This window comes from Bacillus sp. TH19, assembly GCF_016651075.1.
Lineage (GTDB): Bacteria > Bacillota > Bacilli > Bacillales > Bacillaceae_G > Bacillus_A > Bacillus_A mycoides.
On sequence record NZ_JAEKEO010000010.1, the window covers coordinates 15125 to 28862 of the forward strand.

The window sequence follows — 13738 nt, forward strand, 5'->3', positions numbered from 1 at the left end:
GCAAGAGGGTTACACCTAATTTTCTGAATTTTATTGTTTGATATCTTTTATGTACGTTTTAAGGGTAAAAACAAGAATGTACGTTCTGTTTCGTGGTAAAATAAAGAAGACTTAGCTGCCCACTGCAGCAGCTAAGTCCCTTTGAGAGCATCTTGCATCGTGACAAATGATTCAAAGCGGTTTTGCCAGGATTAATTCTTCAATCGCTGACTCAATCTCTTTGTCAGAAGTGTCATAACTTCCATCTGACTTTGCCTTTGGCTTGTCATGACTGGAAGCTGAATTAACTTCTTCTTTATTATGTCCTTTTTCAGTGAAATTCATGCTAGGCATTTTAAATGCGCTCATATTCATATATTTTCCAAACTTACAGGCTTCAACAATAGGGCAGAAACGAACGATCCCCTCCGCAATTTTCATGGCACCAATCCATAGCAAAACTTTAGACCAAGTGCACCAAGGTTTACGTACGAGTTTAGCTGTACTACAACCGAAGAGGATGAGTCCGAGTGTAATTCGAATTAGAGCACTAATTGTGCCGATGTTTTGCTTCATTAGAAAAACACTCCTTTTTAATTAACTTCGAAATAGAAAATACTATTTCATTTGTTAGTATTCCGTATAAGTTTTTTGATATGTAATCCAACATTTGACGTTGAAAAAGATGTTGGATTGGGCGTGTGTGTAGGTAGTTTTTTTTGTTATAATGAAAGAATGCGTAAAAGGAAGTTCAAAAAGTCCGGTAAAGATAGCTGTCGCATTTCATCGTTGCATACGCCAGTCCGGTACTCATGTAGGGAAAACTACATTCCGTTCCTCCTGGCGAATGCGCCTCGATCTGCTCGGCTCTCTATATCCTCCTTTTTGAACAAATATAGTAGGGAAGTTCAAAAAGTCCGGTAAAGATAGCTGTCGCATTTCATCGTTGCATACGTCAGTCTGGTAAAGATATAGCAAGGAATGTAAAAAATCTTGATAAAAATTAACTGTTATTTTGAACAGAAATTATATAACTAGAGAAAAGAAAGGGTGTTTTCATGTACGATATTTCCAAATGGAAACATGTATTTAAGCTTGATCCAAATAAGGAGTTAAGTGACGAACATTTAGAAATGATTTGTGAATCTGGAACGGATGCTGTTATTGTAGGCGGAAGTGACGGTATAACAATTGATAACGTATTACACATGCTAGTTAGCATTCGTAGATATGCAGTGCCTTGTGTGTTAGAGGTTTCTGATGTGGAGGCAATTACACCAGGATTTGATTTTTATTACATCCCAAGTGTTTTAAATAGCCGAAAAGTAGAATGGGTAACAGGTGTTCATCATGAGGCATTGAAAGAATTTGGGGATATTATGGACTGGGACGAAATTTACATGGAAGGGTATTGTGTTTTAAACCCAGAAGCGAAAGTAGCCCAGCTTACAGATGCAAAATGTGATTTAACAGAAGATGATGTTATTGCATATGCGCGTTTAGCAGACAAGCTATTACATTTACCGATATTCTATTTAGAATATAGCGGGACGTATGGAGACATTGAGATTGTTAAAAATGTAAAAGCAGAATTGAAACAAGCTAAGCTATATTATGGCGGTGGTATTTCTAATGCAGAACAAGCGAAAGAAATGGCGCAGTATGCTGATACAGTAGTTGTTGGAAATATTATTTATGATGATATAAAATCGGCATTAAAAACAGTTAAAGCAGTAAAAGGAGAGTAGGTGCAGGCACATATGAGTACGACAGATAAGTTATTAAATGGTTTAAATCCGCAGCAACAAAAAGCAGTACAAACAACAAATGGAGCACTTCTATTAATGGCAGGCGCAGGTAGTGGGAAAACACGTGTGTTAACACACCGTATTGCATATTTACTTGGTGAAAAAGGTGTGGCGCCATGGAATGTACTAGCAATTACCTTTACAAATAAAGCTGCTCGTGAAATGCGTGAGCGTATTGATAAACTTGTTGGACCAGAAGCAGAAGATATTTGGATTTCTACGTTCCACTCTATGTGCGTACGTATTTTACGACGTGATATTGACCGCATTGGTATTAATCGTAACTTTACAATCTTAGATTCAGGTGATCAGTTAACTGTAGTAAAAAAAATTATGAAGGAGCGCAATATTGACCCGAAGAAGTTTGAGCCGCGCTCTATTTTAGCGGGTATTAGCAATGCGAAAAATGAACTGTTATCTGCAGATAAATATGCAAAAAAAATTACAACCGCTGATCCATATGAAAAATTAACGAGCGATGTATATACAGAATATCAAAAACGTCTTTTGAAAAATAACTCATTAGACTTTGATGATTTAATTATGACGACGATTCAGCTATTTGAACGTGTTCCAGAAGTACTAGAGTTTTATCAGCGTAAATTCCAATATATTCACGTTGATGAGTATCAAGATACGAACAAAGCTCAGTACCTTCTTGTTAAACATTTGGCATCACGTTTTAAAAACCTTTGTGTTGTTGGTGATTCGGATCAGTCTATTTACCGCTGGCGCGGGGCTGACATTTCTAACATTTTGTCATTCGAAAAAGACTATGAGAATGCACAAGTTATTCTGTTAGAACAAAACTATCGTTCATCACAAAATATTTTAAATGCAGCTAATGCTGTAATTGAAAAAAATTCAAACCGTAAACCGAAGAAATTATGGACAGAAAATCAAATTGGAAGCAAAATCTCGTATTATCGTGCTGCAACCGAAAAGGACGAAGCGTATTTTGTTGCGAAAAAAATTCGTGATGATATTCAAATGGGGAACCGAAAATATACTGATTTTGCAGTGTTATATCGTACAAATGCCCAGTCTCGTATGATTGAGGAGATTTTCCTAAAATCTAATATCCCTTACAAAATTGTCGGAGGTACTAAGTTCTACGACCGTAAAGAGATTAAAGACATTTTGGCGTACTTACGTTTAATTGGGAATCCAGATGATGAGATTAGTTTTGGACGTATTATAAACATGCCAAAGCGCGGGATTGGTGCGACTTCTATCGATAAAATTATTAATTATGGTGTGCAAAACGGAATCTCATTAACTGCTGTATTTGATGAGATTGAGCATGTTGGTGTAAGTGCAAAAATAACAAAAGCAGTAAAAGAATTCGCAAGTTTATTACACAACTGGGTAAATATGCAAGAGTATTTATCTGTTACAGAATTAGTAGAAGAAGTTATTGAGAAGACAGGCTATCGTGATATGTTGAAAAATGAGCGTTCTTTAGAAGCAGAAGGTCGTTTAGAAAACTTAGACGAGTTTTTATCTGTTACACAAACATTTGAATCCCAAAGCGAAGATAAGAGCCTTGTTGCATTCTTAACAGACTTAGCTCTTGTTGCGGATATTGATCGTGTAGATGAAGATCCAACTGCTGGTGAAGAAGTTATTTTAATGACGATGCACTCAGCGAAAGGATTAGAGTTCCCAGTTGTCTTTATTGTTGGCTTAGAGGAAGGGATATTCCCGCATACTCGTTCTCTTATGGAAGAGGATGAAATGCAAGAAGAGCGTCGTCTTGCCTATGTAGGTATTACTCGTGCAGAAGAAGAGCTATACTTATCCAATGCTCAAATGCGTACTTTATTTGGTAGAACAAGTATGAATGCAGCATCTCGATTTATTACAGAAATTCCGGCAGAATTAGTAGAACCATTAAACGAAACAGCACCGAAGCGTGAAACTTCGTTTGGTGCAAAAGGAAGAACGACAAGCGCAACTACAACACGTTCTCGTTCAGCTTTCGCGCGTCCGGCTGTTAAGACGACAGGTGGCGAGCAAATTGGCTGGGGAATAGGCGATAAAGCTGCTCACCAGAAGTGGGGAGTCGGTACAGTTGTAAGTGTAAAGGGTGAAGGAGATTCAAAAGAATTAGATATTGCGTTCCCGAGCCCAATTGGTATTAAACGTTTATTAGCAAAATTTGCACCTGTGACGAAACAATAGGAAAGGACTGAGGATATGTCAAAAGAGATAACAAAAAAACGTATAGAAGAACTGCGTGATTTGTTAAATACATTTAACTATCAATATCACGTATTAGACAATCCTTCTGTTTCTGATGCGGAATATGACTGTGATATGCAGGAGCTTATAAAATTAGAAGCAGAGAACCCAGAGTTTATGAGTGAAGACTCTCCCTCCATTCGCGTTGGGGGGACTGTTCTTGATATATTTGAAAAGATAACGCATAAATCACCAATGTTAAGTTTAGGAAACGCGTTTAATGAAGGAGATTTGCGTGATTTTGATCGAAGAGTACATCAGGGAATTGATGATGCGAATGTAAGATATATATGCGAATTAAAAATTGACGGACTTGCTGTTTCACTTCATTATGAAAAAGGACGCTTTATTCAAGGGGCAACACGTGGTGATGGTGTAACGGGTGAAGATATTACCCAAAACTTGAAAACGATTAAAGCAATTCCACTTCGATTAAATGAAGAAGTAACGTTAGAAGCGCGAGGCGAGGCTTATATGCCGAAGCGTTCATTCGTTAAATTAAATGAGGAAAAAGAGCAAAATGGTGAAGATGTATTTGCGAATCCACGTAATGCGGCAGCAGGATCGATACGTCAACTTGATCCGAAAATTGCAGCGAAGCGTAACTTATCTATGTTTGTGTATGGTCTTGCTAATGTAGAAGGAAAAACAATTCCATCCCACAGTGAATCACTGGATTTCTTAGGTGAGCTTGGATTTAAGACGAATCCAAATCGTCGTACATGTGAAACAATTGAAGACGTAATAGCCTATGTAGAAGAGTGGCAAGAAAAACGCCCGCATCTTGATTATGAGATTGACGGAATCGTTATAAAAGTAGATGATGTTGCTATTCAAGAAAGCTTAGGAACTACAGCAAAGAGTCCAAGATGGGCAATAGCTTATAAATTCCCAGCTGAAGAAGTTGTGACGAGATTAACAGGGATTGAATTAAGTGTCGGCCGCACAGGGGTTGTAACACCAACTGCAGAGCTCGAGCCAGTTAGAGTGGCTGGTACTATCGTTCGTCGTGCTTCTTTACATAACGAAGATTTAATTCGTGAAAAAGATATTCGAATTGGTGACTACGTTGTTGTGAAAAAGGCTGGAGATATTATTCCAGAAGTTGTGAACGTTATTTTTGATAAGCGTACTGGTGAGGAAGAAGAATATCATATGCCAACGCATTGTCCAGCATGTGAGAGTGAACTTGTTCGTTTAGAAGAAGAAGTAGCACTTCGATGTATAAATCCGACTTGTCCAGCTCAAATTCGCGAGGGATTAATTCATTTCGTTTCAAGAAATGCAATGAATATTGACGGACTTGGAGAACGTGTAATTACACAACTCTTTGATGCGGATTATATTCGTACGTTTGCTGATTTATATTCATTGACGAAAGAGCAATTATTAGAACTAGAACGTTTCGGTGAAAAATCAGCAACAAATTTAGTCCAAGCAATTGAGAATTCTAAGGAAAACTCATTAGAGCGATTATTATTCGGTCTTGGCATTCGTCATGTCGGTGCGAAAGCCGCACGTACATTTGCTGAGCATTTCGAAACGATGGATGAGCTTGTGAAAGCGACGGAAGAAGAACTAAAAACAATTAATGAGATTGGTGAAAAAATGGCTCAATCCGTTGTAACGTATTTCGATAATGAAGACGTATTAGAGCTATTACAACAATTTAAAGAGTATGGCGTGAACATGGCATATAAAGGTATAAAAATTGCTGATTTACAAAATGTTGAATCGTACTTTGCAGGAAAAACTGTCGTCTTAACAGGGAAATTAGAAGTTATGGGACGCAGTGAAGCGAAGAAGAAGATTGAGGCATTAGGTGGAAAAGTAACAGGAAGTGTTAGTAAAAGTACGGATTTAGTTGTTGCTGGTGAAGCTGCTGGTTCGAAATTAGCGCAAGCAGAGAAGCACAATGTTGAAGTTTGGAATGAAGAGAGGTTCTTACAAGAGCTGAATAAGTAAGAGGTGCAAACTTACGATGAAAAAAATAGCGTTAGCGGTATTAAGTCTTAGCCTACTTGTAAGTGGGTGTAGTATGGGTTCCAATAAAGATGAAAAAGCAGTTGAGAAATCGGGGAAAGCGAAAGAACAAGCAGTTATCCCGAAATACTCCATTTCGGATGAATATTATAAGACAACGGTTCCATTTAATCCAGGTGAGGCACGTGGTTTAGTTGTACAAGGTTTAAATAGTCGTCTAGATATAGATGAATTTGAAACAGGACTAATGCGCATTGCCAAAGAATCATTTAGTACGAAAGATTATTTCTTTAAAGGCGGAAAGTTTCTAGAGGCTCAAGATATACAAATGCTTGTAAAAAGAAAGCGTACAGATGCTGAACAAAAAGAGCTAGAGGATAAGTTGAAAAAAGATGCAGTTAAATTTCCAAATATCGGACTGAATCCAGCCTTAAGTGAAGGTTCGGAGTCACTAGAAGTGAAAAATAAAAAAAATCCAATGTATATCTCAAATATTTTAGAGCATGATTACTACGTACAAAAAGGTGGGAACGATGCTGAACCTGATGGCATTGTAATTGGATTAGCGATGAATTCTGTTCAATATTATGAGGAAGAGCATGGTTATCCGCGTGAGGCTGCAATTCCAGATGTAAAAATGTTAGCTGAAGGGAAAAAAATGGCCCAAGAAATCTTGAAAGTAATGCAGCAAAAAAAGCCTGAAATAAAAAATATTCCGGTTACATTTGCAATTTATCGTCAAGGTCCAAAGTCTTCACTTGTGCCAGGGAATTTTGTTTCTTATGCGAAGGTAGAAAAAGGTAGTGAAACGGTCGAGGATTGGAAACCAATCAATGAGAAATATTATTTGTTCCCGTCTGAACAAGCAAAAGCGGATAATAAGCGTCAAGATCTTGCAGGAGTGGCAAACTTTAAAGTGAAATTAAGCGAGTATTTCCAAGGTGATTATACAGCTGTTATCGGTACTGGAATGTATAAAGACGACGAATTAAAAGAAATGAAACTTGATATTCCTGTCCAGTTTAATGGGAAAGCGGAAATAATTGGTTTTACGCAATATGTAGCGGGGCTTGTTATGGAATACTTCCCGAATTATATGAAAGTACAAGTAACGATTAAATCTGTAGAAGGTCCAGAAGCTATTATTATACGTGAAGCGAAGCAAGATGAGCCGTTTGTGAAAATTTTAGATTAAATATGAGAGCTGTTCCTTTATGGAACAGCTTTTTTTCTCGAGGAATTTTGTTATAATTTAAAATGTTATAAATAAAGGGGTAAGGGGAAAAGTTATGGATGAACTAAGCTTTCAAGTCATTATTTTATTAATTGCATTTGGATTTTTAGCGGCTTTTATTGATTCAGTTGTTGGAGGTGGAGGGTTAATTTCGCTTCCTGCACTTATGTTTGTTGGTTTATCGCCAGCTTCGGCAATCGCAACGAATAAATTAGCTGCAACAATGGGGACGTTTACGAGTGCAATTTATTTTATTCGATCAGGCAAGGTGGATTTTCGGATTGTAGGAAAGTTAATCCCGTTAACTATTATTGGAGCAGTCGCAGGGGCTTTAGTAGTAAAGTTTATTCCACCTGATATTTTGCGTCCACTAGTGCTCGTAATGTTGGTTTTTATTGCCATTTATATTATTGCGAAAAAAGATTGGGGAAGTGCATCTACCTATAAAAAGATGACAAAAGGAAAAACATTAATGTTTTTCTTTGTTATTTTAATGATAGGATTTTATGATGGATTTTTTGGACCAGGGACAGGATCCTTTTTAATTTTTGCATTTTTATTAATTGGTTTGGATTTTATTCAAGCGGCAGCATCTGGAAAACTTTTGAACTTCGTTAGTAATATCGTATCTTTAATTACTTTTTTATTTTTAGATGTGATTCATTTTGAATACGGTATAATTATGGGATTATCAATGATTTTAGGTGCTTATTTTGGATCGAAGTTTGCAGTTCAAAAAGGTATTGGATATGTAAGGACTTTATTTTTATTAGTTACTATTTTATTAATCGGGAAAAATGTTTTGGAATATACTCATATTTTGTAGATTCATACGTATGTATGAATCTCTTTTTTTTATTATATTTTAAAAATTTATTAATTTTTAAAATATAAGTCTAGGAATATTTGAATAAATCTAAATTATCGTGTAGAATAATGTTGTAAAATGTAAACGTTTTTCTAAGGGGAGGCTAAAAAAATGGTAGTAGCATACAAACACGAGCCATTTACAGATTTTTCAGTAGAGGCTAACAAATTAGCGTTTGAAGAGGGTTTAAAGAAAGTAGAATCTTATCTTGGACAAGACTATCCATTAATTATCGGGGGAGAAAAAATCACTACAGAAGACAAGATTGTTTCTGTAAACCCTGCAAATAAAGAGGAACTTGTTGGTCGCGTTTCAAAAGCAAGCCGTGAATTAGCTGAAAAAGCAATGCAAGTAGCGGATGCAACATTCCAAACTTGGAGAAAGTCAAAACCAGAAATGCGTGCAGATATTTTATTCCGTGCTGCAGCAATCGTTCGTCGTAGAAAACATGAGTTCTCTGCTATTCTTGTAAAAGAAGCAGGTAAACCATGGAATGAGGCAGATGCTGATACAGCAGAAGCAATCGACTTTATGGAGTATTATGCTCGTCAAATGTTGAAATTAAAAGACGGTATGCCAGTAGAAAGCCGTCCAATTGAATATAATCGTTTCTCTTACATTCCATTAGGAGTAGGTGTTATCATTTCTCCTTGGAACTTCCCATTCGCAATTATGGCAGGTATGACAACAGCTGCTTTAGTTTCTGGTAACACAGTATTACTAAAACCAGCTAGTACAACTCCTGTAGTAGCAGCGAAATTTATGGAAGTATTAGAAGAAGCTGGTTTACCAGCTGGCGTAGTAAACTTCGTTCCAGGTAATGGTTCTGAAGTTGGTGACTACTTAGTAGATCACCCTCGTACACGTTTCGTTAGCTTTACTGGATCTCGCGATGTAGGTATTCGTATTTACGAACGTGCAGCAAAAGTAAACCCGGGACAAATTTGGTTAAAACGTGTTATCGCTGAAATGGGCGGTAAAGATACAATCGTTGTTGATAAAGAGGCAGATCTTGAATTAGCAGCTAAATCTATCGTTGCATCAGCATTCGGATTCTCAGGACAAAAATGTTCTGCATGTTCTCGTGCAGTAATCCATGAAGATGTATACGATCATGTATTAAATCGTGCTGTTGAATTAACAAAAGAATTAACAGTAGGTAACCCAGATGCAAAAGATATTAACATGGGACCTGTTAATGACCAAGCTGCATTCGATAAAGTAATGAGCTATGTTGCAATTGGTAAAGAAGAAGGTAAAATCGTATCAGGTGGCGAAGGAGACGATTCTAAAGGCTGGTTCATCCAACCAACAATCGTTGCTGACGTTGCAGAAGATGCTCGCTTAATGAAAGAAGAAATCTTCGGACCAGTAGTAGCATTCTGTAAAGCAAAAGACTTTGATCATGCACTTGCAATTGCAAACAATACAGAATACGGTTTAACAGGAGCAGTTGTTACTAACAACCGTGACCATATTGAAAAAGCACGTGAAGACTTCCACGTTGGTAACTTATACTTCAACCGTGGATGTACTGGTGCAATCGTAGGTTACCAACCATTCGGTGGCTTTAACATGTCTGGTACAGACTCTAAAGCTGGTGGCCCTGACTACTTAGCACTTCACATGCAAGCAAAAACTACTTCTGAAACTTTATAAGAAATAGTAGAAAAGATCTTCACAGACTGTGAAGATCTTTTCTTTTTGAGAAACTCCCTATAGCAGAAGTAATCGATTTTATAGAAGCTATTTAATTTCAATCAAGAAAAGGTTGCCAAATATTACTATTTGTTCTTTTGAATTAGTTAAAACCTATTAATATCGGGATAAACATGAAAATAGAAACAAAACAGCGAGAAAAATTGACTTATTAGTCATATTTTTTAGTATTCATTTTGAGGATTTCCTGTATAATACAATTTGAAAGAAAATCTATGGTTAGACAAGAGAACACTCCTTTCGGCTTTGCTAACTGAAAGGAGTGTTTTTTTAGGTCGCTAAAAACTCTTCTGTACTCATTATATTTGCGTATACTCCATTTAAACTCGCCAAAATTGTATTATGAATATAAACAGCTGGTATAGTAGCATTCTTAAATGAAAGATCTTTTGTAGCACAAGCATCGTGTATTACGGTACAGTGAAGGCCAAAATCAAAAGCAGCTCTTACTGTAGCATCAATACACATATGGGTCATCATCCCGCATATTACGACGTGCTCAATTCCTGAACGTTGTAATTGTTCTAGAAGATCAGTTTCTCGGAAGCTATTTGGATAATGTTTAAGGATCACGGTTTCCTCTCTAAGTGGACGGACATTTTCGTGAATATGGACACCTTCTGTATTGGGTAGGAAAAAAGTAGCGCTATCTTTTATAGCTACATGTTGGATATGAAAAATAGGTTCGTTTCTTATTCTAAAATGTTGTAGTAGCTGACTAGCATATTCACTTGCTTCTACTGGATTACGTAATTCCATCATTCCGCTTGGAAAATAATCATTTTGAATGTCGACGAGCAAAAGAGCTGTTTTCATATATCTATCTTCCTCCGATTTCATATTCAAATAATGTTATTCAATGAGTAGAGAAGATTCTCCTTTTTAAAAGTATGAGTGAGAAGGATTTTACATAACTTTAAAAATCACTATTGTATTGTTACTTCTTATTTTAAAATTCAAATAGAGAAATAATTAATATTTTTCCGAAAAATATATTGACTCTCATTATTCTGAGTTCTATAATAAGACTTAATTAAACGACAATTAAATCGATACACTCTTATCCAGAGAGGTGGAGGGACTGGCCCTACGATACCTCAGCAACGGGTTTTTTAATACCGTGCTAACTCCAGCAAGCCTATAAAGGCTTGGAAGATGAGAAGATGTGAATGAGTACATATAAAAGTGCTCTCCTTCTTATCTTTTATTACTGATAAGAAGGAGAGCACTTTTTATTTTACCTCGAAAGCTCTACTTCAAGTTTTTACAGCATATAGGAGGGAAGAAAATGATTTCTTTTAACAATGTAAGTAAAGTATATGAATCAGGTGGGCAATCTGTTCATGCGGTTGAGGATGTAACGCTGTCAGTTGAAAAGGGCGAAATTTTTGGCATTATCGGATTTAGTGGTGCTGGAAAGAGTACGTTATTACGTTTAGTAAATATGTTAGAAAGACCAACTGCAGGAACAATTTCAATAGATGATAAAGATATTACATCATTATCGGCGAAAGAATTACGGAAACTAAGACAAAGAATTGGGATGATTTTCCAAAGTTTCAATCTATTTAATTCAAGAACGGTGTTTGGGAACATTGCTTATCCATTAAGGTTATCGAAATTGCCGAAGAATGAGATAAAAGAAAGAGTGAATGAACTACTAAAATTTGTTGGTTTAGAAGATAAAGCGAACTATTATCCAGAACAGTTATCAGGTGGACAAAAACAGCGTGTTGGGATTGCAAGAGCACTTGCGACATCACCGGATATTCTCATATGTGATGAGGCAACATCAGCTTTAGATCCGGAAACAACAACAGAAATCTTAAATTTATTAAAGAAAGTAAATAGAGAGTACAATTTAACGATCCTACTTATTACACATGAAATGCACGTTGTGAAAGAAATTTGTCACCGTGTAGCCGTTATGGAAAAAGGAAAAGTAATTGAGGAAGGAAAACTGTTTGACGTTTTCACACAACCAAAAACAAAGACCACTCAAAATTTTGTACGCTCTGTTATTAATGATCACTTACCAGAAAGTGTTCTAGCGAAAATTCAAAACGGAGGTCAGATTTATCGCCTGACTTTTACTGGGGAAGAGACAGGACAGCCTGTACTATCATATATTGCGAAAAACTATAACGTCGATGTAAATGTTCTTTATGGAAATATTATTGAACTCCAAAATGTGCTATTTGGAAATCTTCTTGTAGAACTACAAGGTGAACAGAAAGAAATTCAAAAAGCATTACAACATCTAAGACTGCAAGTGCAGCTGAAGGAGGTAGAAGCTCATGCGAGTTGATTGGAGTATATTTTGGCCTCGCATATTAGATGCGACGGGGGATACCCTCTTAATGGTAATTGTAACCCTTATATTCGCTACAATTCTTGGTATACCTCTAGGTTTACTATTGTATGTAACGAGAAAAGGGAATTTTTTAGAAAATAAATGGGTCTTTTCTATTCTTAATATCATAATTAATACAATTCGTCCGGTTCCATTCATTATCTTTTTAGTAGCTTTAAGCCCACTAACAAGAAGTGTTATTGGAACGACGATTGGAACGGCTGCAGCAATCTTCCCAATGACGTTAGTTGCATCAATTGGTATTGCTAGAATGGTTGAAACCAATCTTGTTTCTGTTCCGAAAGGAGTAATTGAAGCAGCACAAGCAATGGGCGCTTCACCACTTAGAATTGTTTTTGAAATCCTCGTACCAGAAGCTTTAGCACCATTGATCCTAGGTGTCACGTTTATGACGGTCGGTTTAATTGAATTTTCTGCAGTCGCAGGACTTGTCGGTGGTGGTGGTCTTGGTGACTTAGCAATGACATATGGTTATCAACGCTTTGATACGTCAGTTATGTTTGTAACGGTCGTTTTACTTATTATTCTTGTACAGGTGGCTCAAAATTTAGGGAACTACTTTGCGAAAGTCTTTTTACGCAGATCATAAAAAGGAAGAGGGGAAAAGAAAATGAAGAAAATTTTAGCATTTGCATTATCAGCGATCGTAGGAATTACAGCATTAAGCGGCTGCTCAGGTGGAGACACAGGTGCAGGAGCGAAAGAGAAAGTAGTTCGCGTCGGTGTAACTGGAACAGATGGAGACGTTTGGGAAATTTTAAAGAAAAAAGCTGAAAAAGAAGGGATTAAAATTAAACTGGTTGAGTTCTCTGATTACACAACACCCAACAAAGCGTTAGCTGATGGAGATATTGAACTAAACTCATTCCAGCACATTGCTTTCTTAGAGCAATTTAAAAAGGAGCATAAGTTAGATATTACAGCTGTTGGTACAACGCAAATTGCACCGATGGGCTTATACTCTGAAAAATATAAGAAAGCAAATGAAATCCCAGATGGTTCGGAAATTGCTATTCCGAATGATCCAACGAACCAAGCACGTGCATTAAAACTTCTTGATGCAGCTGGCTTATTAAAGCTTAAGAAAGATTTTGGTCTATTTGGGGATCCAAGCGGTATCGCTGAAAATCCGAAGAAGTTAAAAATCACACCGGTTATCGCACAGCAAACACCTCGTGTGTTAAAAGATGTAGCGGCTTCAGTTATTAATAACGGTGTTGCTGGTCAAGCTGGATTAGACCCAGCGAAGGATCCAATTTTCTTAGAAGATCCAAATAATGAAAATGCAAAGGCCTATATTAATATTTTCGCAGCTCGTACGAAAGATAAAAATGATCCAACACTGAAAAAAGTAATTGAGTTATACCATTCAAAAGAAGTAACAGATGCAATTAAGAAAGAAACAAATGATGGTTCAATTTCAGTAGATCTTTCACTTGATGAGCTTGAAAAAATCGTAAAATAATTATTGAGTTTAACGACTAACAGTAGGAACCCCTCCGTTGTTAGCTCGTTCAACATATAATCTA

11 protein-coding genes and 1 riboswitch are annotated in these 13738 nt (G+C 36.7%); of the genes, 9 read left to right on the forward strand and 2 right to left on the reverse strand.

Going from position 1 to position 13738, the window contains the following annotated elements:
• Positions 1-171: 171 nt before the first annotated feature.
• Positions 172-555, reverse strand: coding sequence for a YgaP family membrane protein (locus tag JFU54_RS17940; RefSeq protein ID WP_002167052.1), 384 nt, complete (start codon positions 553-555; stop codon positions 172-174).
• A gap of 482 nt (positions 556-1037) precedes the next feature.
• On the opposite strand from JFU54_RS17940, the gene pcrB reads away from it, so the two are divergent.
• The 6 genes from pcrB (at position 1038) to pruA (ending at position 9775) form a co-directional block, all read left to right on the forward strand.
• Complete coding sequence (gene pcrB, locus JFU54_RS17945) at positions 1038-1727, forward strand: heptaprenylglyceryl phosphate synthase (RefSeq protein ID WP_201065740.1); 690 nt, start codon at positions 1038-1040, stop codon at positions 1725-1727.
• Positions 1728-1739: 12 nt separating this feature from the next.
• Positions 1740-3971, forward strand: a complete 2232-nt coding sequence (gene pcrA, locus JFU54_RS17950; protein ID WP_002010031.1) for a DNA helicase PcrA — start codon at positions 1740-1742, stop codon at positions 3969-3971.
• Positions 3972-3986: 15 nt separating this feature from the next.
• Positions 3987-5996, forward strand: coding sequence for an NAD-dependent DNA ligase LigA (gene ligA / locus JFU54_RS17955; protein WP_201065741.1), 2010 nt, complete (start codon positions 3987-3989; stop codon positions 5994-5996).
• Positions 5997-6012: 16 nt separating this feature from the next.
• Positions 6013-7209: a CamS family sex pheromone protein gene (locus JFU54_RS17960; RefSeq protein ID WP_201065744.1), complete on the forward strand. Its 1197-nt coding sequence runs from the start codon at positions 6013-6015 to the stop codon at positions 7207-7209.
• Positions 7210-7303: 94 nt separating this feature from the next.
• Positions 7304-8074, forward strand: a complete 771-nt coding sequence (locus tag JFU54_RS17965) for a TSUP family transporter (RefSeq protein WP_201065746.1) — start codon at positions 7304-7306, stop codon at positions 8072-8074.
• Positions 8075-8227: 153 nt separating this feature from the next.
• Positions 8228-9775 carry an L-glutamate gamma-semialdehyde dehydrogenase gene (gene pruA / locus JFU54_RS17970; RefSeq protein ID WP_002159489.1) on the forward strand — a complete coding sequence of 516 codons (1548 nt, stop codon included), beginning with the start codon at positions 8228-8230 and terminating at the stop codon, positions 9773-9775.
• Positions 9776-10105: 330 nt separating this feature from the next.
• On the opposite strand, the gene JFU54_RS17975 is transcribed toward pruA, so the two are convergent.
• Positions 10106-10651 (reverse strand): cysteine hydrolase family protein, encoded by a 546-nt coding sequence (locus tag JFU54_RS17975; RefSeq protein ID WP_002091344.1) that lies wholly within the window; start codon positions 10649-10651, stop codon positions 10106-10108.
• Positions 10652-10892: 241 nt separating this feature from the next.
• Positions 10893-10997, forward strand: a riboswitch (SAM riboswitch).
• A gap of 126 nt (positions 10998-11123) precedes the next feature.
• On the opposite strand from JFU54_RS17975, the gene JFU54_RS17980 reads away from it, so the two are divergent.
• The 3 genes from JFU54_RS17980 to JFU54_RS17990 are packed head-to-tail and all read left to right on the forward strand — an operon-like array spanning position 11124 to position 13674.
• Entirely contained in the window at positions 11124-12143 is a 1020-nt protein-coding gene (locus JFU54_RS17980) for a methionine ABC transporter ATP-binding protein (RefSeq protein ID WP_201065748.1), read from the forward strand.
• The gene (locus JFU54_RS17985; RefSeq protein WP_002091343.1) at positions 12133-12798 is read left to right on the forward strand and encodes a methionine ABC transporter permease; all 666 of its coding nucleotides are present in this window, start codon (positions 12133-12135) and stop codon (positions 12796-12798) included. The genes JFU54_RS17980 and JFU54_RS17985 overlap by 11 nt, the downstream gene beginning before the upstream one ends.
• A 21-nt stretch (positions 12799-12819) precedes the next feature.
• The gene (locus tag JFU54_RS17990) at positions 12820-13674 is read left to right on the forward strand and encodes a MetQ/NlpA family ABC transporter substrate-binding protein (RefSeq protein WP_002010039.1); all 855 of its coding nucleotides are present in this window, start codon (positions 12820-12822) and stop codon (positions 13672-13674) included.
• Positions 13675-13738: the final 64 nt, after the last annotated feature.